General features: G+C 72.7%; 20 protein-coding genes. 8 read left to right on the top strand and 12 right to left on the bottom strand.

Annotated elements, in window-relative coordinates:
- Positions 1-7: 7 nt before the first annotated feature.
- From ACFWWU_RS23130 to ACFWWU_RS23115, 4 genes are all read right to left on the bottom strand, one after another.
- On the bottom strand, positions 8-1837 hold the full coding sequence (locus tag ACFWWU_RS23130; protein ID WP_384147718.1) for an IucA/IucC family protein: 1830 nt from the start codon (positions 1835-1837) through the stop codon (positions 8-10).
- A gap of 61 nt (positions 1838-1898) precedes the next feature.
- Positions 1899-2621: a GNAT family N-acetyltransferase gene (locus ACFWWU_RS23125; RefSeq protein WP_384147717.1), complete on the bottom strand. Its 723-nt coding sequence runs from the start codon at positions 2619-2621 to the stop codon at positions 1899-1901.
- Positions 2622-2676: 55 nt separating this feature from the next.
- The gene (locus ACFWWU_RS23120) at positions 2677-4530 is read right to left on the bottom strand and encodes an IucA/IucC family protein (RefSeq protein ID WP_384147716.1); all 1854 of its coding nucleotides are present in this window, start codon (positions 4528-4530) and stop codon (positions 2677-2679) included.
- A gap of 38 nt (positions 4531-4568) precedes the next feature.
- Entirely contained in the window at positions 4569-6005 is a 1437-nt protein-coding gene (locus ACFWWU_RS23115) for a diaminobutyrate--2-oxoglutarate transaminase family protein (protein WP_384147715.1), read from the bottom strand.
- A 322-nt stretch (positions 6006-6327) separates the two neighbouring features.
- Between ACFWWU_RS23115 and ACFWWU_RS23110 the strand changes: the two genes are divergently transcribed.
- Together ACFWWU_RS23110 and ACFWWU_RS23105 are read left to right on the top strand one after the other, a co-directional pair.
- On the top strand, positions 6328-7503 hold the full coding sequence (locus ACFWWU_RS23110; RefSeq protein WP_384147714.1) for a trypsin-like serine peptidase: 1176 nt from the start codon (positions 6328-6330) through the stop codon (positions 7501-7503).
- Between the two features lie 100 nt (positions 7504-7603).
- A complete protein-coding gene (locus ACFWWU_RS23105) occupies positions 7604-8770 on the top strand; it encodes a trypsin-like serine peptidase (RefSeq protein ID WP_384147713.1) in 1167 nt (388 codons plus the stop codon).
- Positions 8771-8870: 100 nt separating this feature from the next.
- Here the strand turns inward: ACFWWU_RS23105 and hflX are convergent, their stop codons facing one another.
- The 6 genes from hflX to miaA all read right to left on the bottom strand — a co-directional run bounded on the left by hflX (position 8871) and on the right by miaA (position 16953).
- Positions 8871-10364, bottom strand: a complete 1494-nt coding sequence (gene hflX / locus ACFWWU_RS23100; RefSeq protein WP_384147712.1) for a GTPase HflX — start codon at positions 10362-10364, stop codon at positions 8871-8873.
- 140 nt (positions 10365-10504) lie between these two features.
- Positions 10505-11995 carry a M1 family metallopeptidase gene (locus ACFWWU_RS23095; RefSeq protein ID WP_384147711.1) on the bottom strand — a complete coding sequence of 497 codons (1491 nt, stop codon included), beginning with the start codon at positions 11993-11995 and terminating at the stop codon, positions 10505-10507.
- 89 nt (positions 11996-12084) lie between these two features.
- The gene (locus tag ACFWWU_RS23090; RefSeq protein ID WP_384147710.1) at positions 12085-14298 is read right to left on the bottom strand and encodes a RelA/SpoT family protein; all 2214 of its coding nucleotides are present in this window, start codon (positions 14296-14298) and stop codon (positions 12085-12087) included.
- 140 nt (positions 14299-14438) lie between these two features.
- A complete protein-coding gene (dapF, locus tag ACFWWU_RS23085; protein WP_384147709.1) occupies positions 14439-15347 on the bottom strand; it encodes a diaminopimelate epimerase in 909 nt (302 codons plus the stop codon).
- 82 nt (positions 15348-15429) lie between these two features.
- Positions 15430-15906 (bottom strand): hypothetical protein, encoded by a 477-nt coding sequence (locus ACFWWU_RS23080; protein WP_384147818.1) that lies wholly within the window; start codon positions 15904-15906, stop codon positions 15430-15432.
- Positions 15907-16014: 108 nt separating this feature from the next.
- Positions 16015-16953: a tRNA (adenosine(37)-N6)-dimethylallyltransferase MiaA gene (miaA, locus tag ACFWWU_RS23075; RefSeq protein WP_384147708.1), complete on the bottom strand. Its 939-nt coding sequence runs from the start codon at positions 16951-16953 to the stop codon at positions 16015-16017.
- A 178-nt stretch (positions 16954-17131) separates the two neighbouring features.
- Here miaA and ACFWWU_RS23070 point away from each other — a divergent pair, with 178 nt between their 5' ends.
- Positions 17132-17437: a hypothetical protein gene (locus tag ACFWWU_RS23070; protein ID WP_384147707.1), complete on the top strand. Its 306-nt coding sequence runs from the start codon at positions 17132-17134 to the stop codon at positions 17435-17437.
- Between the two features lie 76 nt (positions 17438-17513).
- The gene (locus tag ACFWWU_RS23065) at positions 17514-17771 is read left to right on the top strand and encodes an antitoxin (RefSeq protein ID WP_384147706.1); all 258 of its coding nucleotides are present in this window, start codon (positions 17514-17516) and stop codon (positions 17769-17771) included.
- Positions 17772-17840: 69 nt separating this feature from the next.
- Here the strand turns inward: ACFWWU_RS23065 and ACFWWU_RS23060 are convergent, their stop codons facing one another.
- Both ACFWWU_RS23060 and miaB read right to left on the bottom strand, forming a co-directional pair.
- Positions 17841-18548 carry a class III extradiol dioxygenase subunit B-like domain-containing protein gene (locus ACFWWU_RS23060; protein WP_384147705.1) on the bottom strand — a complete coding sequence of 236 codons (708 nt, stop codon included), beginning with the start codon at positions 18546-18548 and terminating at the stop codon, positions 17841-17843.
- Between the two features lie 198 nt (positions 18549-18746).
- On the bottom strand, positions 18747-20276 hold the full coding sequence (gene miaB, locus ACFWWU_RS23055; protein ID WP_384147704.1) for a tRNA (N6-isopentenyl adenosine(37)-C2)-methylthiotransferase MiaB: 1530 nt from the start codon (positions 20274-20276) through the stop codon (positions 18747-18749).
- 103 nt (positions 20277-20379) lie between these two features.
- Between miaB and ACFWWU_RS23050 the strand changes: the two genes are divergently transcribed.
- The 4 genes from ACFWWU_RS23050 to ACFWWU_RS23035 all read left to right on the top strand — a co-directional run bounded on the left by ACFWWU_RS23050 (position 20380) and on the right by ACFWWU_RS23035 (position 23140).
- On the top strand, positions 20380-21165 hold the full coding sequence (locus tag ACFWWU_RS23050; protein WP_384147703.1) for a DeoR/GlpR family DNA-binding transcription regulator: 786 nt from the start codon (positions 20380-20382) through the stop codon (positions 21163-21165).
- 148 nt (positions 21166-21313) lie between these two features.
- Positions 21314-21682 (top strand): DUF4406 domain-containing protein, encoded by a 369-nt coding sequence (locus ACFWWU_RS23045; protein WP_384147817.1) that lies wholly within the window; start codon positions 21314-21316, stop codon positions 21680-21682.
- Entirely contained in the window at positions 21679-22338 is a 660-nt protein-coding gene (locus ACFWWU_RS23040; protein ID WP_384147702.1) for an NUDIX domain-containing protein, read from the top strand. Before ACFWWU_RS23045 ends, ACFWWU_RS23040 begins: the two co-directional genes overlap by 4 nt.
- A 127-nt stretch (positions 22339-22465) precedes the next feature.
- Positions 22466-23140 carry a DedA family protein gene (locus tag ACFWWU_RS23035; protein ID WP_384147701.1) on the top strand — a complete coding sequence of 225 codons (675 nt, stop codon included), beginning with the start codon at positions 22466-22468 and terminating at the stop codon, positions 23138-23140.
- The last annotated feature ends 18 nt before the right edge of the window (positions 23141-23158 follow it).

Here is a 23158-nt window from a genome sequence, read left to right as displayed (position 1 = left end):
GCACGCCTCACGCGAGCGGGTTGGGGACGGTCCCGTGGACGGCCGCGTGCGGGCGCTCGGGCCGGTCGCGGTAGCCGTCCAGGTGCAGACGGTTGCGGTTGAGGCAGAGCCGCTCGATCCGGGGCGTGAGGAGGTCGAAGAGCTCGAACCGTTCCTTCAGCTCGGGGAAGCGTGCTTGGTGGCGCAGGATCTCCGCGCGGACGAGGGCCCAGAATTCCGTCTCGGGGACGCCGAGTTGTTCCTCGCAGAGCGGTGCCAGATACCGGAAGACGCCGACGAAGAGCCCCGAATGGATGAACTGGATGAGGAAGTCGGGTTCCTCGGTGAGCAGCACCGAGCGGACGTCGGCCGGCATCGTGTCGTGCTCGGGAAGGGGCTGGGCGCTGATGTTCACGTCGTCGACGAAGTCCTTGATCGCCAGACGTACGGGCACGTCCTCGTCGTCGTAGACGACGATCGCGTTCTCGCCGTGCGGCGAGAAGACCGTGCCGTACCGGTAGAGGAAGTGCAGCAGCGGGGGCAGCAGGGCGCCGAAGAGGTGCCGGAGCCAGACGGCGGGGGCGAGTCCGGACCGCTCGACGAGCTCCGCGACGAAGGCCCGCCCGTTCGGGTCGGTGTGGAGCAGCGAGGCGAGGGTGCGGGCGCGCTCGCCGGGGGGCAGTCGGAGCGGCTCGCGCCAGATCGCGCCGAGGAGTTCCTTGTACTGGTACGGGACTTCGGGCAGTCGGTCGTAGAGGGGGTGCTCGACGGTGACGGACGCGACCTCGCCGAGGAGGATCACTCCGCACTCGTCCCGCAGGAACGCGTCGCCGTCGCGCAGCCCGTGGACCCAGGCGGTCACGGCGGGGGCGGCGACGGTCCGTTCGGTGGGCAGCCCGCGCCAGACGAGGGTGTTGAGGACCGACAGCGGGAGTTTGACGGTGCGCCTGTCGGGGCGGCTGGTGTTGAGGAACGTACGGACGGACTGCTGGGGCAGCCGGAGGTCGCCGTCGGCGGAGAGCGGGACGACGGTGCCGGCGGCCACGGCCGGGGCGTAGAGCGGGAGCAGGACCTCGTCCCACTGCCAGGGGTGGACGGGCAGCAGGAGGTAGCCGTCGGGTTCGTGGCCGCGGGCGGTGAGTTCGGCGCGGAAGGCGGCGTGGACCTCGGGGTCCAGTTCCTGGTCGTAGAGGCGGTCGGGGGTTTCGAGGCCGGCGACGCCCCGGTAGGCGGCGATGCGGTTGCTGACGGCGATCCATGGCAGTCGGGTGGCGCGGCGTGCCTCGGGGGCCCAGCGGGCGGCGTCGGTGGCGGAGAATCCGATGCGGCCCTTGTTGAGGACGAGCCAGGGGTGGCCGGTCTGGTGGCCTTCGAGTTCGGCGTAGGAGAGCTCGGCGAGCCGGTCGGCGGGGAGCGCCGAGCGGTCGAGGCGGGCGTCGGCGGCGAGGGTGGCGGAGAGTTCGCGGATGAGATGGCCGAGGGTGGCGCCGTCGAGCCGGAGGAGGCTCCGGGCGCGGACCAGGAAGTCGAGGGGGTCCGTCATGGGGCGGCCCTCGTGGGCGATCGAGTCGGCGGCGACCCGCCAGGCGCCGTAGGCGCCGCGGCGGGCACGGAAGGTGAGCGTGGTGCCGTCGTCGAGCCGGAGCGCGTGGTGGTCGGGCTCGCCGTCGTCGGCCGGGACGGGTTCGACGATCTCCTCGTAGGCGAACTCGGCGAGTGCTTTGGCGAGAAGGCGGGAGGAGACCCGGGTCCAGGTGGCGGAGGTCAGCTCGGGGGGCGCGAGCAGCTCGGGTTCCGGCGTGGTGGCGAGGGGCGTGGCGGGCTGTTCGGAGTCGTGGGGTGCAGGGGACGTCGACACGAGGACTCCTCGGGGTGGGAACCGCTGTGGGTCGAGCGGTGTATGTAAGGCAGAGGGGTGTTCACAGAGCGTGACGCAGGGAGCGTTCGCGGATCATGAGCGCGGCTCGTTTGTCGGGGAGGTCGACTTCCGCCGCGTAGCGGAAGCCGGCGCCGAGGAAGGCCGAGACGGAGGGGGTGTTGCGGATGTCGGGTTCGGCGACGACTCGGGTGCATCGGGGGCGGTGGTCGAGGACGAGCTCGGCGACGGCGTGCAGGAGGGCGGTGCCGACGCCCCGGCCGCGGTCGGTGACGCCTCCGACGAGGAGATGGATACCGGTGTCGTGGGGGCGGGCCGGGTAGTGCCGGGCGAGCGGGTCGAGATCGGCGCGGTAGATCTCGAAGTAGCTCATGGGCACGTCGTCGAGGACGCCGAGGCAGGGGACGCTCCGGCCGTCGCCCTGGAGCTGGGCGCGGAGGTGCTCGGCGGTCACGGTCTCGGGGCCGGCGAGCTCCCAGAAGGCGGCGACCGCGGGGTCGTTCATCCACCGGGTGAGGAGTGGCAGGTCGCGGTCGAGGCGGACGGGGAGGAGCTGGAAGGCGCCGAAGCGGGTGGTGGTCGGGTCCCAGTCGGCGACGGAGTCGAGGAGGTCTCCGCCGGAGGGGCCGCCGCCCGGGGCGGGCGACGGGCCATGTGACCGGGCGGATGACGGGGCTCCGGCGGCGAGGAGGGCGACGAGGTCGTCGACCCTCAGGTCGAGGGTGTCGTCCCAGGGCGGTCCTACCGGGGGTCTGGTGGGTGGCACGGTGTCGCTCTCCTCTCGGCGGTGCGCTCGGGGCGTGGGTGCTCCGGCTGCGGGTTCAGGTGCGGAGGGGGTTGGTGACGGTGACGTAGACGGACTGGGTGTCGACCGGCCCGACGAGCTCGTCGAGGCCGTGCAGGCGGGTGAGGAGGTTGGCCTTGCTGCGCAGGGTCGCGGCCTCCAGGAGCCGGTGCGGAAGGGGTGAGCCCAGGCTCGTGGCGGAGGTGAGGAAGCTGCGGAGGGCGGCGAGCAGGACGCGCTCGTCGGCGAGGTGCTGGGCGCCGAAGGCGCCGATCAGACCGAGGACGTTGTTGATGCCGAGGTAGTAGGCGAAGCGCTCGTCGGTGACCTGGTCGGAGACGAAGGTGTCGCTGTGGGCGCCGATGCCGGGCAGCCGGGTCTCCAGCTCGCCGCGGTGTGACTCGCGGAAGTAGTAGCCCTGGTTGTCGCGGTAGCGGCCGCCGACGGGCCAGCCTTCGGGGTCCAGGAGCACCAGGGTGTTCTGTTGGTGGGCCTCCAGGGCGATGCCGGCGTGTCCGTCGAGCCAGAGGATGGGCCGGACGACCTGGTCGAGGTAGCGCAGGAACCACTCGGCGGCGACGGCCGTGGTGGGGCGGCCGGTGCGGGTGGAGAGCCGGCCGATGACGTCGGCGAGCCGGGAGCGCATGGTGGTGGCCCCGGGCCAGGGGCGGGGGGTGGTGAGGGAGGCGATGCAGACGGCGTCGTCGCCGGGCCCGAAGGGGTTGTGGCGGATCATGACGTCGAGTCCGGGGACGGGCGTGCCGTCCGCCGTGTCCACGGCGAGCCAGGCGGGGTCGCGGATGATGTCGAAGCCGGGGTGGGCCGCCTGCCATTCGTCGACGAGGCCGGTGCGCAGGAGCCGGTGGACCTCGACGCCGCGGTGGAGTTCCTTGCGGAGGTTCTCGCGGCGGGAGTTGGTGATGCGCAGGCCGAGGGAGAGCTTGAGCATCGCCCGTGCGCCGGGGCGGTGGACGGTGCGGACGGAGGAGGTGGGGTGCCAGGGGCTGCCGTGGAGGCCGAGGTCGTGGAGGAGGCCTGCGTCGAGGAGCTCGCGGACCTCGGGGCGGTGCAGGAGCTCGCGGGCCTGCCAGGGGTGCAGGGGCAGTGGTGCGGTGCCGGCGGGGAGGGTGAGCCCCTCGGCGAGGCCGGCGGTGAGCTGTTCCGCGGTGACGTGGCGGCCCTGCTCGGTCCAGGCGGAGTCGGCGGCCAGGACGTTGGGGTCGACGGCGACCCAGTGGAGGGGGAAGGAGCCGTGGAGTTCGGGTGAGTAGAGCCGTGCCTCGGCCTCGGAGAGTCCTTCGCGGCTCTTGGGCGTGGGGTGCAGGGGGTGGCCGAGCAGGAGGGACTGTTCGGCGGCGAGGAAGAGGTCGGCGTCCGGATGGGGGTGGGGGCTGAGGCGGCGTTCGGTGAGGAAGTCGGCGGTGCGCCGGGCGGAGTCGGCGACCCGGCCGACGAGTTCGGTGCCCTCGGGGCGGCCGGTCTCGCGGCTGAGCAGGGCGGCGACGGTGACGGCGTCGACGGTCGGGACGGAGGCCGGGAGGCCTTCGAGGGAGGGGGCGCCGAAGCGGTGCCAGCCGGTGGCCGACCAGTAGCGGACGGGGACGAGGAGGGCGGTGCCGCTGGCGTCGAGGGGGACGCGCAGGGTGGTGGAGTCGGGGGCTGGCAGGTTCTTCTCCCGGACCCAGCAGCGGAGCAGGCTCTCGATGGTCGCCACGTCGGCGGCGCGCTGGGGGTCGGGGTCGTCCAGGGGGTCGGGCGCGGTGGCTCCGGCGGCGGCCGGGCGGGGCGGCCGTGGGTCGTACGGTCCGACGTGTTGGCGCGGGACGGTGGGCTCCTCGACGGCGAGGGGCGCTGCGGTCTCGGTCGCCGGGGAGGTGGGGGTGGCGTTCACGGGGCTTCCTTGGGGTGGGGCCGGGGGCGGGTCCGGGGTCAGTGGGACAGTCCGGGGGTGGTCCGGGGTGCGCCCGTCGTGGGGGTGTGGGCCCGTTCGGCCGCGGCCAGGGCGTCGGCGAAGCGGTCGAGGACCGCGGTGGCCTGTTCGTCGGTGAGGGTGAGCGGGGGCAGGAGCCGGACCACCGCGGAGTGGCGGCCGCCGAGTTCGACGATGAGTCCGCGGGCGAGGCACTCCCGCCGGACGGCGAGGGCCAGGGCGGGGGCGGCGGGCGGGGCCGGGTCGTCCGGGCCGGCCGCGTCGGGGTCGACGAGTTCGACGCCGATCATCAGGCCGCGGCCTCGGACGTCGCCGACGCAGGGGTGGGCGGCGGCGAGGCCCTGGAGTCGGCCGAGGATGCGGGCGCCGAGAATGCCGGCCCGTTCGGCGAGCTTGTTCTCGCGGACGTACGCGAGGGTGGCCGTTCCGGCGGCCATGGCGAGCTGGTTGCCGCGGAACGTGCCGGCGTGGGCGCCGGGTTCCCAGGCGTCGAGCTCGGACCTGTAGACGATGACGGCGAGCGGGAGGGAGCCGCCGATGGCCTTGGAGAGGACCATCACGTCGGGCACGACACCGCTGTGTTCGACGGCCCAGAACGCGCCGGTGCGGCCGACGCCGGTCTGGACCTCGTCGACGACGAGCGGGACGGAGCGGTCGGCGGTGATCCGGCGCATCCGGCGCATCCAGTCGTCGGGGGCGGGGATGACCCCGCCTTCGCCCTGGACGGCCTCGACGATCATTCCGGCGGGGGTGGTGACGCCGCTCTTGGGGTCGTCGAGGAGGTTCTCGGTCCAGCGGGCGGCGAGTTCGGCGCCGCGGTCGCCGCCGACGCCGAAGGGGCAGCGGTAGTGCTGCGGGTAGGGCAGCCGGGTCACGCGGACGTCGGTCGCTCCGCCGGAGGCGGAGAGGGCTCCGGCCGTCATGCCATGGTAGGCGCCGGTGAAGGCGAGGAGTCCGTCGCGGCCGGTGGCGGTGCGGACGAGTTTGAGGGCCGCTTCGACGGCGTCCGTGCCGGCCGGTCCGCAGAACTGGATGCGGGCGTTGTCGGCGAGTTCGCCCGGCAGGGTGGCGAACAACTCTGAGGTGAAGGCGTCCTTGAGGGGGGTGGCGAGGTCGAGGACGTGGAGCGGTGCGCCCGAGTCGAGGACCTTCCTGATCGCCTCCAGGACCACGGGGTGGTTGTGTCCCAGCGCGAGGGTCCCGGCACCGGAGAGGCAGTCCAGGTAACGGCGGCCGTCCGCACCCTCGATGGTCAGGCCGCGGGCCCGCACGGGGACGATCGGCAGGGACCGGGCGTAGGTGCGGGCGGCGGACTCGCGCTGCGACTGGCGGCGCAGGATCGCCTCGTACCCGGCCCCTGGGTCCGTCGCGTCGCCCGTCGGGCTCCGCACCTGCGCGGCCGGTGCGACGGCAGGAGCTGATTCGGTCACGGCCACGGCTCGGTGTCCTCCCGCTGTAACGGTTGCGTTGCACATCGGGACGTCGCGGAGCCGCCGCAAGGGCCGTCCTGAACGCCGCCGTTGTGTCCCCCGTACGTACCAACGACGGGAACTGCCGGGGATCACGGGCCGGGTGACAAGAACTTGGCGTGTCCCGGATCACGGCACGGCAACGGCTGAACGGCATTCGGAACCGGCGGCGGGGCAGGTACCGTCCCCTCCGGCACCGGCATAGTGGGGGGCCGCCGGTCGCCGTCCGCGAGGACGCGGCCATCGTTCACCCATGCACACATTGATGTAGTCCCAGGGGGATCACGAGATGCGATCGATTCGCCCGCTGCTGATGGCGGCTTCCGCCGTCGCGGCGCTGACGCTCACCGCGACGGCCTGCGGCCCGAGCGAGGAGAACGCGGGAGACAAGCCCAGCGCGCCCGCGAGCCAGAACCCGGCCGACAAGATCCAGATTCCGGAGGACCTGAAGGACCGCCTGAAGGAACACGGGATCGACCTCGACAAGTGGCGCGACGGCGAGTGGAAGAACTGGGACCGCGACACGTGGCTCCGTGAGGCCAAGGACTTCGTCAATCCGATCATCGAGGACCTCTGGGACCCGGACCGGATGCGGGAGGCCGAGCGCCCCGACAAGCCGGTCGAGGAGGAGGACATCTCGGGTGACGAGGGTGTCACCGACCCGACTCCCGCCGCGGTGAAGGCGAAGGCCGTCGCCCCCAAGTACCACGGCAACGCGCCCGAGGCCGGGAAGGTCTTCTTCGACGGCCCCGAGGGCTCGCTGGTCTGCTCGGCCACCGTGGTGCAGGACCCGGCCCACCCGGGCAAGTCCAACCTGGTCTGGACGGCCGGGCACTGCGTACACAAGGGCAAGCAGGGCGGCTGGTACCGCAACATCGCCTTCGTGCCCTCGTACAACGACTCCGCGCTGCCGACCTCCGAGCTGGAGAAGGCGACGCGGGAGCAGATCGCGCCGTACGGCGTGTGGTGGGCGGACTGGGTCAAGACCTCCGACCAGTGGATCGCCCAGGGCGCGTCCACGGGCGGCGCCGGAGCCCCGTACGACTTCGCGGTCATCCAGGTGACCCCGGAGAAGGGCGGTTCGGGCAAGTCGCTGGAGGAGACGGTCGGTTCGGCCCTCCCGGTGGAGTTCAACGCGCCTGCCGTGCCGAAGGTCGCGAGCCTGACGGCGACCGGTTACCCGGCGGCGCCGCCGTTCGACGGCCAGAAGATGTTCCAGTGCCAGGACAAGCCGGGCCGGCTGTCGCTGAAGGCGGAGCAGCCGACGATGTACCGGATCGGCTGCACCATGACCGGTGGTTCGTCCGGCGGTGGCTGGGTGGCCGAGGGCAGTGACGGCAAGCCGGCGCTGGTGTCGAACACCTCGATCGGCCCGTCGACGGCCGGCTGGCTCGCGGGTCCGCGTCTCGGACCCGAGGCCAAGGCCATCTTCGACGAGGTCAGCAAGAAGTACGCCGGGCAGTAGACACGGCACGGAGGCGGGGCCCGCGGGTCCCGCCTCCACCCATGTCCGGTCGGCGGCCCACGTCCCGGACGCGGAACTCATCACAGGGGGAATGCACATCATGCGTTCTGTACGACTCACACCGGCCGTCCTCGGCCTGGCCGCGGCGCTCGCGCTGACCGCCACGGCCTGCGGCCCCACCGAGACCCCGGCGGCCGACAAGCCGGCCACGGGGGCGAGCAGCTCCGCGCCCGCCGCCGACGGCGCCGGCGACGACCTCGCCAAGGACCTCGCCGACAAGCTCAAGAAGCACGGCGTCGACCTGGACAAGTGGAAGGACGGCGAGTGGAAGAACTGGGACGAGGCGACCTGGCTCCGTGAGGCCGAGGACTTCGTCAATCCGGTGATCGACGGCCTCTGGGACCCGACGCGTATGCAGTCGGCGAAGAGCCCTGACCAGACGATCACCGCGCAGGCCGGCACGGGCGGCACCGATCCGACGCCCCGGCCCGTCAAGGCGCAGCGCGAGAAGACGCCGTACCACCGCAACGCGGCCCCGGTCGGGAAGATCTTCTTCGACTCGCCCGAGGGTCACATGGTCTGTTCCGGCACCATAGTGAAGGACCCGCGCCGGCCCGGGAAGTCCAACATGGTCTGGACGGCCGGGCACTGCGTCCACGCGGGCAAGCGCGGCGGCTGGTACCGCAACATCACCTTCGTGCCGGCCTACAACGACCTCGGCAAGTCGCCCGCCGCCCTGCGCAACGCGCAGCCGCACGAGATCGCGCCGTACGGCCAGTACTGGGCCGACTGGGCGGTGGCCTCGGGCGAGTGGATCCAGCGCGGCGGTACGAGCCAGGCCTGGCCGTACGACTACGCCGTGCTGCACGTGCAGCCCGAGCGGGGCCGCAAGTCGCTGGAGGAGACCGTCGGTGCCGCGCTGCCGGTCGACTTCTCCGCGCCGACGGCCGCGCAGGCCGGGACGATGGGTGCCTGGGGCTACCCGCAGGCACCGCCGTACAACGGGCTGATCATGCACAAGTGCCTCGACCGCGCGACGCGGCTCACCACGGCCCCGGCCACGCCGACGATGTACCGGATCGGCTGCACGATGACGGCCGGTTCCTCGGGCGGGGGCTGGTTCCGTGCGCTGCCGAACGGGAAGACGGCGCTGGTGTCGAACACGTCGATCGGCCCGGCCGGCAGCAACGGCTGGCTCGCCGGACCGCAGCTGGGCAAGGGGGCCAAGGCGGCCCACGAGATGGTCAGCAAGAAGTTCGCCCGCTGATCCGAGCGATCACAGGGCACCGCACCGCATCACGACAGAGGGCGCTGTCCTCCTCCCCCGAACGGGAGGAGGACAGCGCCCTCCGTGGTCGTGCCGTGGCTCAGTGCGCGGCGGGAACGTACGGCGCGAGCATCGCCGCCAGCTCCTCGTGCACCCGGGCCTTGAGCAGGGTGCCCTCCGGGGTGTGCTCCTCGGACTGCACCTCACCCTCGGCGTGCACCCGCGAGACGAGGCCGCCCTGCGTGTACGGCACGAGGGCTTCGAGCTCGACCTCGGGGCGCGGCAGTTCGGCGTCGATGAGCGCGAGCAGCTGCTCGATGCCCTGGCCCGAACGGGCCGAGACCGCGATGGAGTGCTTCTCCATCCGCAGCAGGCGCTGGAGGACCAGCGGGTCCGCCGCGTCCGCCTTGTTGACGACGACGATCTCCTTGACGTTCACCGCGCCGACGTCCCGGAAGACCTCGCGCACGGCGGCCAGCTGCTCCTCCGGAGCCGGGTGGGAGCCGTCCACCACGTGCAGGATGAGGTCGGAGTCCCCGACCTCCTCCATGGTGGAGCGGAACGCCTCGACCAGGTGGTGCGGCAGGTGCCGGACGAAGCCGACGGTGTCGGCCAGGGTGTAGACCCGGCCGGTGGGCGTCTCGGCCCGGCGCACGGTCGGGTCGAGGGTGGCGAACAGGGCGTTCTCCACGAGGACGCCCGCGCCGGTGAGGCGGTTGAGCAGGGAGGACTTGCCCGCGTTGGTGTAGCCGGCGATCGCGACCGACGGCACCTTGTTGCGGCGGCGCTCCTGCCGCTTGATGTCGCGGCCGGTCTTCATCTCCGCGATCTCCCGGCGCATCTTCGCCATCTTCTCGCGGATGCGGCGCCGGTCGGTCTCGATCTTGGTCTCACCGGGACCGCGGGTGGCCATGCCGCCACCGCCGCCGCCACCCATCTGACGGGACAGCGACTGACCCCAGCCTCGCAGTCGCGGCAGCATGTACTGCATCTGCGCGAGTGCGACCTGTGCCTTGCCCTCTCGGGACTTGGCGTGCTGGGCGAAGATGTCGAGGATGAGGGCGGTCCGGTCGACCACCTTCACCTTGACGACGTCTTCGAGGGCGATGAGCTGGCCGGGGCCGAGTTCGCCGTCGCAGACGACGGTGTCGGCGCCGGTCTCGACCACGATGTCGCGCAGTTCGCGCGCCTTGCCGGAGCCGATGAAGGTCGCCGGGTCCGGCTTGTCACGGCGCTGGATCACGCCGTCGAGCACGAGGGCGCCCGCCGTCTCGGCGAGGGCCGCGAGCTCCGCCAGGGAGTTCTCCGCGTCCTGCACGGTCCCCGAGGTCCAGACGCCGACCAGCACGACGCGCTCCAGGCGCAGCTGGCGGTACTCGACCTCGGTGACGTCCTCGAGCTCGGTGGAGAGGCCGGCGACGCGCCGCAGGGCCGCGCGCTCGGAGCGGTCGAACTGCTCGCCGTCCCGCTCTCCGTCGATCTCGTGGCTCCAGGCGACGTCCTCTTCCATCAGGGCATCGGCCCGAAGGCTCTCGGTACGGTTCGTCTCCGCGAAGCGCTGCTCGTCCTGGGAAGGGGAAGAAGAGGAGGTCATTGGGTCCTTACGTCGAATGACGTCGCCTGACAGCGACGAAGCTGGTTCTGTATCCGTCGCAACGCGTGACGGCGCCGGAAGATTCCCGGTTCCGGCCGCGTCGCCGACCTGATGATGGTGGCACGGCCCGGCGGGGCCCGTCACCCGGGTTTCGGCGCGGTCCCGGCGGCCTCGGGCGGGCGGGTGCGCCAGTCGGGGTGCCCGGGCATGGGCGGGGTCTTCGCCGCGTACAGCCAGTCGCGGAAGAAGGCGGTGAGGTCCCGTCCCGCGATCTCGCCGGCCAGGGCCGTGAAGTCGGCGGTCGTGGCGGTGGAGTCCCGGTGGTCCGCGACCCAGCGGCGCTCCAGGCGCTGGAAGGCCTCGGTGCCGATCTCCTGCCGGAGGGCGTAGAGGACGAGGGCGCTGCCGTCGTAGACGACGGGCCTGAAGAGGCTGATCTTGTGGCCGGGCGAGGGCGGCTCGGGCGCTGCGGGCGGGCCGCCGGCGGCCCGCCACTCGTCGGAGGCCGCGTAGGCCGCCTTCATGCGCTTCTCCAGGGATCTGCCGGCCTTCTCCTCCGCGTACAGCGCCTCGTACCAGCTCGCGTGTCCCTCGTTGAGCCAGAGGTCGGACCAGGTGCGGGGCGAGACGCTGTCGCCGAACCACTGGTGGGCCAGCTCGTGCACCATGATCGAGTCGACGTACCACTCCGGGTAGCCGGGCTCCGTGAACAGGCCCCGCTCGAAGAGGGAGAGGGTCTGCGTCTCCAGCTCGAAGCCCGTTTCGGCGTCGGCGACGAGCACGCCGTACGTCTCGAAGGGGTACGGGCCGACCTGCCGCTCCATCCACTCCAGCTGGCCGGGGGTCTTGCGGAGCCAGGGCTCCATCAGCTCCCGGTCGGCGGTCCGCACCACGTCCCGTACGGGCAGGCCGCCGGGGCCGCTCCGGTGCACGACGGTGGAGCTGCCGATGGAGACCTGGGCGAGTTCCGTGGCCATGGGGTGGCGCGTGCGGTACGTCCAGGTGGTGGTGGCGCCGTGGTCGACGCGGCCGGCGGGCAGGCCGTTGGCGACGGCGGTGAGCGCGCGGGGGGCGGTGATCCGGAAGGTGAAGTACGCCTTGTCGGCGGGGTGGTCGTTGGAGGGGAAGACGCGGTGGGCGGCGTCCGCCTGGTTGGCCATGGCGAGGCCGTCGCCGGTCCGGACCCAGCCGCCGGTGTCGGCGGGGCCGGTGGGGTCGCTGGTGTGCGTGACGGTGATCTCGACGGGTTCGCCGGCGTCGATCGGCACGGCGGGGGTGATGATCAGGTCCTCGCCGCTGCTCGTGTACGAGGCCGGCAGGTCGTCGACGGTGACGGCGGAGACGGTCCCGTGGGTGAAGTCGAGGTTGAGCCGCTCCAGGTCCTCGGTGGCGAGGGCGTCGATCCGGGTCACGGCGGCGAGCGGCTTCGTGTTGACCCCCGGGTAGGTGAGGTCGAGGTCGTACGCGAGGACGTCGTAGCCGGGGTTGCCGAGGTGCGGGAAGAGCGGGTCGCCGATGCCGAGCGGCGCCGGTGCGGGCAGCGCGGCGGCGACGAGCCCGGTCGAGGCGGCGACGAGGACGGCTGCGCGCAGCCACCGCGCGCGGGGCAGGGGGTTTCGGACGAGCGGCATGGGCCAGGCCTTTCCGGAGGACTGGCCCTACGGCTACCAGGGGTTTCCCCGCTCCTCCGGGCGGCGCGCTCGCCCGCCACCCGAAGGGGTCATGTCGGGTCGCGTCGGTTCACGCCGTGCCGTGCCCTGTCCTGCTGGCGGTTCACGTCGTACACCCCCGGTACGTCCCGCATGGCCCGCATCAGGGCGGGGAGCCCGGCCGCGTCGGGGAGGTGGAGGGTGTACGTGTGGCGGACGCGCTGTTCGCTGGGCGGCTCGACGGTCGCGGAGACGACGGCCGCCCCGGCGGTGGCGATGGCCTCGGTGAGGTCGGCGAGGAGGCGCGGCCTGCCGAAGGACTCGGCGACGAGGGTGACCCGGCACTGTGCGGTGTCGCCCCAGCGGACGGTGACGGGCTCGCGGCCCACCCCACGCATGGTCTCGACGGCCGCGCAGGCGGCCCGGTGGACGGTGACCGAGCCGCCGCGGACGCGGAATCCGGTGATCTCGTCGGGCGGTACGGGGGTGCAGCAGCCGGCGGGGCGGACGGCGGCGGGCGGCTCGCCCTCCAGGTCGGCGTGGAGCACGGCGCCGGACCGCCGGTCGGCGGGGACGTTGACCTGGGGCCGGGGACCGGCGTCGGCGGGGGCCGCGGCCGCTTCGGGGTGGGCCTGGAGCCAGCCGGTGATCGCGATCCGCGCGGCGGCGGTACGGGCGTGGTCGAGCCACTCGGGAGAGGGCCCGGACACGGTGTCCTGGGCGAGCAGCAGCTGGACGGTGTCCCCGTCGCCGAGGACGGTGCTCAGGGGGGCGAGGCGGCCGTTGACCCGCGCGCCGAGGCAGCCGTGGGCGGCCTCGCCGTGCTGGGCGTAGGCGGCGTCGACACAGCTGGCTCCGGTGGGCAGGCTGATCGTGCCGGGGGCGCTGCCGTCGGCGCTGAAGACGGTGATCTCGTCGTCCTCGGCGAGGTGGGCGCGGAGCGAGCTCCAGAAGGTGTCGGGATCGGGGGCGGACTGCTGCCAGTCGAGGAGCCGGGAGAGCCAGCCGGGGCGGGTGGGGTCGACGCGCTCGCCGTCCTCGGCCTGCGGGTCGGGGGTGGGGACGTGGACGGGCGGCCCCGGGGGCGGCGTGGGACCGGTGTCCGGTTCCTGGCCCGTGTACGGACTGCCGAGGGCGACGACTCCGGCCTCGGCGACCGTGTGCATCCGGTGGGTCCTGATGAGGATCTCGGCCACGGCCCCGTCGGGGGCGGCGATCGCGGTGTGCAGGGACTGGTACAGGTTGAACTTGGGGGCCGCGATGAAGTCCTTGAACTCGGAGATCACCGGGGTGAAGCAGGTGTGGAGCTCGCCGAGGACCCCGTAGCAGTCGGCGTCCTCGGCGACGAGGACGAGGAGCCGCCCGAAGTCGCAGCCGCGCAGCTCGCCGCGCTTGAGGCGGACGCGGTGCACGGAGACGAAGTGCCGGGGCCGGACGAGGACCTCGGCGCCGATGCCGGCCTCGCGGAGGACGGCGCCGACCTGTTCGGCCACGGCGTCGAGGGCGTCTCCCGCGTGGGAGTTCTCGGCGATGAGGGCGCGGGTGTTCTCGTACTCCTCGGGATGGAGGATCGCGAAGACGAGGTCCTCCAGCTCGGTCTTGAGGGCTTGGACCCCGAGCCGTTCGGCGAGGGGGATGAGGAAGTCCCGGGTGACCTTGGCGATCCTGGCCTGTTTCTCGGGCCGCATCACGCCGAGGGTGCGCATGTTGTGGAGACGGTCGGCGAGTTTGATCGACATGACCCGGACGTCGTTGCCGGTGGCGACGAGCATCTTGCGGAAGGTCTCGGGTTCGGCGGCGGCGCCGTAGTCGATCTTCTCCACCTTGGTGACGCCGTCGACGAGGTAGGCGACCTCGTCGCCGAACTCCCGGCGCACCTGGTCGAGCGTCACCTCGGTGTCCTCGACGGTGTCGTGGAGGAGCGAGGCGGTCAGGGTGGTGGTCTCCGCGCCGAGTTCGGCGAGGATGAGCGTGACGGCGAGCGGGTGCGTGATGTACGGCTCGCCGCTCTTGCGGAACTGGCCGCGGTGCGAGGACTCGGCGAGGACGTAGGCCCGGCGCAGCACCGCGAGGTCGGCCTCGGGGTGGTGGGCCCGGTGCGCCTCGGCGACATGGCTGATGGCGTCGGGCAGCCGGTCACGGGGGGCCGGTCCCGCGGTGGCGCCCAGCAGGGCGGCGCGGCCGAGGCGGCGCAGGTCGATCCGGGCGCGTCCGCGTCTGCGGACGGTCGTGTCGGTGACGGCGGCGTCGGCCGCGCTCACAGGGTTGGTGGCCTCTGCGCTCATGGGGCACCTCCGGCAACGTCGACCGGCGGTGGGCGGGCCAGGCGTGCCCTGGGGGCCGGTGCTTGATGCTACCGACCCCACCACGTGGCGCAGTCACGCTCTCGCTCAGCGTGAATCGGATCACCCATTCGAGCGACAAATCAGTCGTTGACTGTTTCGATTCCCTGGATTCCCGCGGGAACGGACAGCCACGCCGGGTCGATGGTGCCCTCGGCGACGATGACGGCGGGTCCGGTCATCTCGATCTCGCCGTCGGGGTGCTCGGTGATGACGAGGGTCCCGCCGAGGACGTCGACGGTGTACGTGACGGGGGTGCCGCTCGCGGTCGGGTCGGCGCCGTCGCGGCGGGCCGTGGCGACGGCGACGGCGCACGCGCCCGTGCCGCAGGAGCGGGTCTCGGCGGCGCCGCGCTCGTGGACCCGCATGGCGACGTGCCGGGGGCCGCGGTCGGCGACGAACTCGATGTTCACCCCGTCCGGGTAGACCGCGGCGGGCTCGTAGGGCGGCTCCGTGAGGAGGTTGCCCGCGTGGCCGAGGTCCTCGACGAAGGCGACCGCGTGCGGATTGCCCATGTTCACGTTCCGCGCGGGCCAGCTGCGGCCGTCGACGGTGACGGTGACCCCGGCCTCGGACAGGACCGCGCGGCCCATGGAGACGGTGACGGAACCGTCCTTGTCGAGGTGGACGCGCTTGACCCCGCCGCGGGTGGCGACGTCGACCTCGCCCGCGGTGACGTGCCCGGCGTGCTGGAGGTAGCGGGCGAAGACCCGGACCCCGTTGCCGCACATCTCGGCGACCGAGCCGTCGGCGTTCCGGTAGTCCATGAACCACTCGGCCTCGTCGGCCAGGTGCCGCGCCTCGGGGTGGGCGGCGCTGCGCACGACGTGCAGCAGCCCGTCCCCGCCGATGCCGGCCCGTCGGTCGCAGAGCCGGGCGACGGAGGCCGGGCTCAGCTCGACGGCGTTGTCCGCGTCGGGGACGATCACGAAGTCGTTCTCGGTGCCGTGGCCCTTGAGGAAGGGGAGCGGCGAGGTCTGCGTGCTGGTCACGAGATCAACTGTACGGGGCGGGTCCGACAGCCGGCGCGGCCGTCCACAGGGCGGCCGGGGTCCGTCGGGGCCTGGGCCGCGCTCAGCGGAGGCGGGCGACGCGCCAGACGGCCAGGGCGACCAGGACGGCGATCGTCGCCACGTACAGGGCGAGGACACGCCAGTCGGGGCGCTCGCCCGAGCCGCGCTGCGGAAGGCCGGGCCAGGTGTAACCGACCTTGCGGGCGGCCATCATGCCCCAGCCCGCCGCGCAGGAACTGATGAGCAGTCCGAGCATGGCGAGGACGGCGCCGCCGTCACCCGAACCGAAGGCGAGCGGGAACGCGAACATCAGGGAGCCGACGGCGGCGAGGCCGACGATCGGGGCGAGCTGCCAGATCCGCAGGCGCCGCTGCGGCCTGAGCTCGACCTCCACCTCGACGGCGTCCACCTCGACGGCGGTGCCTTCCGCGTCGTCAGGACCGTCCGGTGTCAGGCCCGGGGCCCCGACCGGGGCATCGCCCGTCGAGTCGCCCAGGACCGCTTCCTGCTGTTCTCTGTCGCGAGGGCCGGCCTCCATCGCCACGCGCCCTCCCCACTCGGACTCCACTTGGTCGATCGATGCTCGATGATGGCACGCTCCTGACCGCCTGACTGACGGGCAGGGCGTCCCGATGCCATCACGTGATCAGGCTGTAACCGCTCGTTCGACCAACGACAGCGCCTCTCGCGGGAGTTCCCCGCGATGATCAACGGCTCCGCTGAGCCAGTGGACGCGCGGGTCGCGGCGGAACCAGGAGTCCTGGCGACGGGCGAAGCGCTTGGTGGCGCGTACGGTCTCGGCGCGCGCCTCGTCCTCGGTGCACTCCCCCGCCAGCGCGGCGAGGACCTGCTGATAGCCGAGGGCGCGGGCGGCGGTGCGGCCCTCGCGCAGGCCCCGCGCCTCCAGGGTGCGCACCTCGTCGACGAGGCCGGCCTCCCACATCCGGTCCACGCGCGCGGCGATCCGCTCGTCCAGCTCGGGGCGGCCCACGTCGACGCCGATCTGGACGGTGTCGTAGACGGAGTCGTGTCCGGGCAGGTTGGCGGTGAAGGGCTTGCCCGTGATCTCGATGACTTCGAGCGCGCGGACGATGCGGCGTCCGTTGCTGGGCAGGATCGCGCGGGCCGCCTCGGGGTCGGCCTCGGCGAGTCGGGCGTGCAGGACGCCCGAGCCGCGCTCCTCCAGCTCGGCTTCCAGCCGGGCCCGGACGGCGGGGTCGGTGCCGGGGAACTCCAGGGCGTCGACGGCCCCTCGTACGTACAGGCCGGAACCGCCGACGAGGACGGGGGTGCGGCCGGCCGCGAGCAGTCGGTCGATCTCGGCGCGGGCCAGTCGCTGGTACTCGGCGACGCTGGCGGCCTCGGTCACGTCCCAGATGTCGAGGAGGTGGTGCGGGACGCCGTCCCGTTCCTCCAGCGTCAGTTTGGCGGTCCCGATGTCCATCCCCCGGTAGAGCTGCATCGAGTCGGCGTTGACGACCTCGCCGCCGAGCTGCTGGGCCAGGAATACACCCAGATCGGACTTTCCGGCCGCAGTGGGACCGACTACGGCGATGACCCGCGGGGCGGGAGCTGCGCTTCTCACCGCACCAGTCTCGCAAACCTCCCGGCCCGTCCCCGAACGAGCTACGTGACGACCCCCATCCGGCTTCGTTGCCTGTTGCGAGGTTCCGGCCGTCGATCACCGCCGAGCCCCTCCCATCCGAGTACGCTATGGAGTGAATATGGGCGTTTTTGCAGTGTTTCGCCGTAAGAAGAAGGATGTGGTCGAGGCCTCGTCGGAGGAGACCGGGGCCGTCGTGGCGTCGGAGGACGACGAGGTGACGGAGGCGAAGGCGGAGACGGAGACGGAGGCCGCGGAGATCCGTGCCGGGATCGACGCCGATGCCGGCGCCGACACCGACGTCGAGGTCGATGAGGACGTCGATGGCGGTGGCGACGCGGCTGCCCGCATCGACGTCGATGGCGCCGACAAGGCCGAGGCCGCCTCCGAGGTCGTGGAGATCCCGAAGCAGCAGTCGGCCGAGGCCGCCGCGGACAACGAGGCAGGCGAAGGCGCCCGCAAGTAGGCCCCCGGGGTCCTGGGGGCAGGACACGAAACACGGAACACGGATCCCCCGAGGGTCCGCGGAGGGAAGGTGCCCCATGGGTCTCCTGGATTCGCTGAAGGCCAAGCTCGCCCCTGCCAAGGACAAAGTGGCCGACCTCGCGCAGCAGCACGGGGACAAGATCGACCACGGTCTCGACAAGGCCGCGAAACTGGTCGACGAGAAGACCAAGGGCAAGTACAGCGACAAGATCCAGTCCGGTACGGGCAAGGCCAAGGACGTAGTGGAACGGATCGGCCACAAGGACGACGGCACTCCCGGGAGTGGCGGCACGACCCCGCCGCCGGCCGCCTGACGACCGGCGTCACCCGTAGACGACAGTTCCCCTCCGCACGGCGTATGTCGTGTGTCGTGTGTCGTCCTGTCAGGACCAGGCGGCGACGATGTACTCCACGCCGTACGGGGCGTCCTCATGGAGGAGTCGACCTTCCAGCCCCGCGCCCTCGGCGGCGCCCGCCAGGACCTGCCAGGGCGCGCGGCCGGCCGCCTTCAGCTCGTACGCGAGCTCCTCGTCGAGCGCGAGCAGCGCGGGCACGTCTGCGGTGCCCAGGGCGCGGGCGGCCCCGGCGTCGAAGCCGGCCGCTCGTTCGTCCAGGTAGCCGGGCGCCTTCACGGTCCGGCAGGCGCTGCCGTCCCCCATCACGAGGAGCGCGACCCGTCCGGCGGAGGCGGCGAGCTCACGGCCGGTCGCGGCGCAGGCCTCCGCCGTCTCCCGCTCGCCCACGCCCCGGCCCTCGACGGGCGCGTCGGCCCAGTCGGCGCGGCCGAGCAGCCAGGCGCCGACGGCCAGGCTCGCGGGCAGGGAGCGGTCGGCGGCGGGCCCGTCACCGAGGCGTACGGAGACGTCGACCCCGAAGCCGGCGAAGGAACCCGTCGAGCCGGCCGGGAAGACGCCGGCGGCGTCCGCGGCGGCGGGGCCGACGACGTACAGCCGGTCGGGGCGCGAGGCGGCGAGCAGTCCGACGGCGTCGGCGCAGGCCGTGCGCGCGGCGTCCAGCTCGGGGGCGGCGCCGGTCGCGACCTCGGGCAGGAGGAGCGGCGGACAGGGGCAGACGGCTGCGGCGACAAGCATGATCCGCACCCTACTGCGCGGCCGGTCGCGCTCCCCCGTCGACGCCGGGCGCGGCGCCCTCACGGCCACCGGGCGCCACGCTCTCATGACCACCGGTCGACACGGCCTGACGGCCACCGGGCGCCACGCCCTGATGGCCCCAGGGCGCCGCGCCCTCGTCGTCCCCCGCCACGCGCCCCCAGGCGCGCGCCCTCGTGGTCAGTGGCTCCCGCAGGCCGGTGCGTCGGCTGCCGGGAGCGGCTCCGGGACGCCGATCTTCGGGAGGCCGAGGAGCACGCCCGCAGGCTTCGCGGCGGCCGCCGTGGTGCGCTTCTCCCAGGCGTCGCCGGCGCGGGTACGGCGTACCGACGTCGTCGGGCCCTCGGCGAGCAGGTGGTGCGGGGCGGCGTAGGTGATCTCGACCGTCACGACGTCCCCGGGCCGGACGTCCTGCTCCGGCTTGGTGAAGTGGACGAGCCGGTTGTCGGGGGCGCGGCCGGAGAGGCGGTGCGTGGCGCCGTCCTTGCGGCCCTCGCCCTCGGCGACCATGACCTCCAGAGTGCGGCCGACCTGCTTCTTGTTCTCCTCCCAGGAGATCTCCTCCTGGAGCGCGACGAGGCGCATGTAGCGCTCCTGCACGACGTCCTTGGGGATCTGGCCGTCCATCTCGGCGGCCGGGGTGCCGGGGCGCTTGGAGTACTGGAAGGTGAAGGCGTTCGCGAAGCGGGCCTCGCGGACGGCGTGCATCGTCTGCTGGAAGTCCTCCTCGGTCTCGCCGGGGAAGCCCACGATGATGTCGGTGGAGATGGCGGCGTGCGGAATGGCCGCGCGGACCTTCTCGATGATCCCGAGGAAACGCTCCTGCCGGTACGAGCGGCGCATCGCCTTGAGGATCGAGTCCGAGCCGGACTGCATCGGCATGTGCAGCTGCGGCATCACGTTCGGCGTCTCGGCCATCGCCGCGATCACGTCGTCGGTGAAGTCACGGGGGTGCGGGGAGGTGAAGCGGACCCGCTCCAGGCCCTCGATCTGCCCGCAGGCCCGCAGCAGCTTGGAGAAGGCCTCGCGGTCGCCCAGGTCCGAGCCGTACGCGTTGACGTTCTGGCCGAGCAGGGTGATCTCGGAGACGCCCTCGGCGACCAGGGCCTCGACCTCGGCGAGGATGTCGCCCGGACGGCGGTCCTCCTCCTTGCCGCGCAGCGCCGGGACGATGCAGAAGGTGCAGGTGTTGTTGCAGCCGACGGAGATCGAGACCCAGGCGGCGTAGGCGGACTCGCGCCGGGTCGGCAGCGTGGAGGGGAAGGCCTCCAGCGACTCGGCGATCTCGATCTGCGCCTCCTCCTGGATGCGGGCGCGCTCCAGGAGCACCGGCAGCTTGCCGATGTTGTGCGTACCGAAGACCACGTCGACCCAGGGGGCCTTCTTGACGATGGTGTCGCGGTCCTTCTGGGCGAGGCAGCCGCCGACGGCGATCTGCATGCCCGGGCGCGTGGTCTTCATCGGGGCGAGCCGGCCGAGGTTGCCGTACAGCTTGTTGTCGGCGTTCTCCCGCACCGCGCAGGTGTTGAAGACCACGACGTCGGCGTCGCCGTCGGATCCGCGGGGGGCCTTGACGTAGCCCGCCTCTTCCAGCAGACCGGAGAGCCGCTCGGAGTCGTGCACGTTCATCTGGCACCCGTAGGTACGAATCTCGTAGGTCTTGGATCCTTCAACGCTCACTGCGGGACTCCGGTCGCTGCTGCTGGTCATGAGTCACCAGGGTAGGCGGTCCGGGGAGTGCCCCCGCTGGTTCCCGTCGACCCGTTCACACAAAGGCGTGTTCATTCGAACATCACCGTGATAGAAATGGGTCATGGGTGTCGCCAATCGTCTGGACCTGACCCTGCGATTGGTGCAGGGCTCCGACCGGGTTTCCGTGTCGGAGCTCTCCCATCGACTGGGCGTATCGGAGATGACCGTGCGCAGGGACCTCGACGCGCTGGAGCGTCAGGGCCTCGTGCGCCGCGTGCACGGCGGCGCCGTCGCCACCCGTGTACGCGACGAACAAGCCGGCTTCTCGGCGCGGGAGCCGTGGCAGGCCGCCACCAAGGACCGTCTGGGCTCGGCCGCCGCCGCGCTGGTGGAGCCGGGGTCACGCGTCCTCCTGGACGCGGGGACCACGACCGTGCACGTGGCCGAGCACTTGGCCGCCCGCGGCCCGCTGACGGTCGCCGTGCTCAGCATCCAGGCGGCGGTGGTCCTGGCCGACAGACCGGGGATCGACCTGCTGGTCGTCGGCGGCCGGTCGCGTCCCGGCGAGCGGTCCCTCGTCGGCCCGCTCGCGCTGCGCACGCTGGAATCGCTGGCCTTCGACTGCTTCCTGATGTCCATCGGCGGGGTGCACGCCGAGCACGGCTGGTCGGAGTTCTCCCTGGACGACGCGGCCGTCAAGCAGGTCGGACTCGCCCGGGCCGACCGCACGGTCGCGGTGGCGGACGCCACCAAGCTCGGCGTGCGGGCGTTCAGCCGGGTCGCCGAGCTGGGCGTGGCGCACCACTTCGTCACCGACCGCGCCGCCGAGGACGCCGCCACGCACCCCGGGGGCCCTCAGACGCTGGACGCGCTGCGGGACGCGGGCGTCGACGTACACCTGGCCTGAAACCGCCCACCGCACCCGTCCGTGTGCGGCGCGTACCCGGGCCGGTGCCACGTGCCCTGCGCTCGTAGGCCGTGCTCGTACCCCGTTCTCGTACCCCGTGCTCGTACCGAGGAGTGATCCGCTCGTGACCACCGTTCCCCGCCCGCTCATGATCCTCGTCGCCGGCCCCTACCGCTCGGGCACCGGCGACGACCCCCTCAAGCTCGAAGCGAACGTACGGGCGATGAACGAGGTCGCTCTCCTCCTCTTCCGCGCCGGGCACCTGCCCGTCACCGGCGAGGCCCTCGCCCTCCCGCTCCTGGAGGCCGCCGGCGGCGCCCGCCCCGGCGACGCGCTCTTCGACGAGGTCTTCCACCCGGTCGCCGAGCGGCTGCTCTCCCGCTGCGACGCGGTCCTCCGGATCGGCGGCCCCTCCGAGGGAGCGGACATGATGGTCGACCAGGCCCGGGCGCAGGGCAAGGACGTCTACGGTTCCCTCGCCGCCGTCCCGTCCGTCGTCCCGGCCACCGCCCGATGACCGCCGGCGTCGACACCCCCGACCGCCGCGGCCGCACCGGCCTCGACCGGCAGGGCCGCGACCTGACCGGCAACCCGCGCGTGCGGATCCGTGACGTGGAGGTGCTGTCCTGCGACTGGTACGTGCTGCGCAAGACCACCTTCGACTACCGGCACAGCGACGGGCACTGGAGCCGCGAGCAGCGCGAGACCCACGACCGCGGCGACGGCGCGACGGTCCTCCTCCACGACACCGCACGCCGTACGGTGCTGCTGACCCGTCAGTTCCGCCTCCCCGCCTACGTCAACGGGCACCCCGACGGCATGCTCCTCGAAACCGCCGCCGGACTCCTGGACGACGAGAGCCCGGAGGAGGCGATCCGGCGGGAGGCCGCCGAGGAGACCGGGCACACCATCGGGGCCGCCGAGCACGTCTTCGACGTCTACATGAGCCCCGGCTCGGTCACCGAGCGGCTGCACTTCTTCGCCGCCCCCTACGACGCGGCGGAGTTCTCCGGCGGTGGCGGCGGAATCGCCGCCGAGGGCGAGGACATCACGACCGTGGAGCTCCCCTTCGCCGAGGCGCTCGCCATGGTCCGCGACGGCCGGATCGCCGACGCCAAGACCATCATGCTGCTCCAGTGGGCGGCGCTCGACGGACCGTTCCGGCCGGAGTGACGACCCTGCGGTTTTCCGCAGGAAGCCGGGCGGGAAGCCCCATACCGGGGCTGAGCCGGGATTTCTAGGTTGGAGACGTGCCGGGGAGCTCGCCCCGGCGCCTCCCTCGCCGCTTGGAGACCCCGTCATGCCGCTCCCCCACCAGTTGCTCGTGGCCCAGGCCGCACAGGAACCCGCCGACGGTGTCGCCGGATGGGCCACCGGGCTCGTCGAGACGATGGGCGGGCCAGGCGCGGGGCTCGCCATCGCCCTGGAGAACCTGTTTCCGCCGTTGCCCAGCGAGGTGATCCTGCCCCTGACCGGCTTCGCCGCCGGGCAGGGCGTGATCAGCCTGGCGTCGGCGCTGTTCTGGACGACGCTGGGCTCGGTGGCCGGGGCCGTGGCCCTCTACTGGATCGGCGCGCTGTTCGGGCGGCGGCGCATGCACGCGCTCTGGGCGCGGCTGCCGCTGGTGAAGGTCTCCGATCTGGAGGCAACCGAGGAGTGGTTCGCGCGGCACGGCACCAAGGCGGTGCTCCTGGGGCGGATGGTGCCGATCTTCCGCAGTCTGATCTCCGTGCCGGCCGGCGTCGAGCGGATGCCGGTGCCCCTCTTCCTCCTCCTCACGACGGTCGGCAGCCTCGTCTGGAACAGCGTTCTCGTGATGGCCGGTTACTGGCTCGGGGACCGCTGGGACCTGGTCGAGGGGTACGTCGGCGTGCTGTCCAAGGCCGTCCTGGCGCTCGCGTTCGTGGCCCTGGCCGCGTATCTGGCCGTACGGCTCCGGGGGCGCGGGCGCGCCCAGCACCGCCGCACCTCGTGACCGGCGAGCCGGGACACG

The organism is Streptomyces sp. NPDC058650 (assembly GCF_042717315.1).
Lineage (GTDB): Bacteria > Actinomycetota > Actinomycetes > Streptomycetales > Streptomycetaceae > Streptomyces.
Note: the sequence above shows the minus strand (reverse complement) of the source record. Positions and strands in the feature narration are given on the sequence as shown.

Coding starts and splice junctions, on each gene's coding strand:
- ACFWWU_RS23045 (WP_384147817.1), top strand. CDS start 21,314: ATGATCCTCGTCGCCGGCCCCTACCGCTCGGGCACCGGCGACGACCCC.
- miaB (WP_384147704.1), bottom strand. CDS start 20,276: ATGACCAGCAGCAGCGACCGGAGTCCCGCAGTGAGCGTTGAAGGATCC.
- ACFWWU_RS23040 (WP_384147702.1), top strand. CDS start 21,679: ATGACCGCCGGCGTCGACACCCCCGACCGCCGCGGCCGCACCGGCCTC.
- ACFWWU_RS23065 (WP_384147706.1), top strand. CDS start 17,514: ATGGGTCTCCTGGATTCGCTGAAGGCCAAGCTCGCCCCTGCCAAGGAC.
- ACFWWU_RS23090 (WP_384147710.1), bottom strand. CDS start 14,298: ATGAGCGCAGAGGCCACCAACCCTGTGAGCGCGGCCGACGCCGCCGTC.
- hflX (WP_384147712.1), bottom strand. CDS start 10,364: ATGACCTCCTCTTCTTCCCCTTCCCAGGACGAGCAGCGCTTCGCGGAG.
- ACFWWU_RS23050 (WP_384147703.1), top strand. CDS start 20,380: ATGGGTGTCGCCAATCGTCTGGACCTGACCCTGCGATTGGTGCAGGGC.
- ACFWWU_RS23080 (WP_384147818.1), bottom strand. CDS start 15,906: ATGGAGGCCGGCCCTCGCGACAGAGAACAGCAGGAAGCGGTCCTGGGC.
- ACFWWU_RS23105 (WP_384147713.1), top strand. CDS start 7,604: ATGCGTTCTGTACGACTCACACCGGCCGTCCTCGGCCTGGCCGCGGCG.
- ACFWWU_RS23060 (WP_384147705.1), bottom strand. CDS start 18,548: ATGCTTGTCGCCGCAGCCGTCTGCCCCTGTCCGCCGCTCCTCCTGCCC.
- ACFWWU_RS23110 (WP_384147714.1), top strand. CDS start 6,328: ATGCGATCGATTCGCCCGCTGCTGATGGCGGCTTCCGCCGTCGCGGCG.
- ACFWWU_RS23035 (WP_384147701.1), top strand. CDS start 22,466: ATGCCGCTCCCCCACCAGTTGCTCGTGGCCCAGGCCGCACAGGAACCC.
- ACFWWU_RS23095 (WP_384147711.1), bottom strand. CDS start 11,995: ATGCCGCTCGTCCGAAACCCCCTGCCCCGCGCGCGGTGGCTGCGCGCA.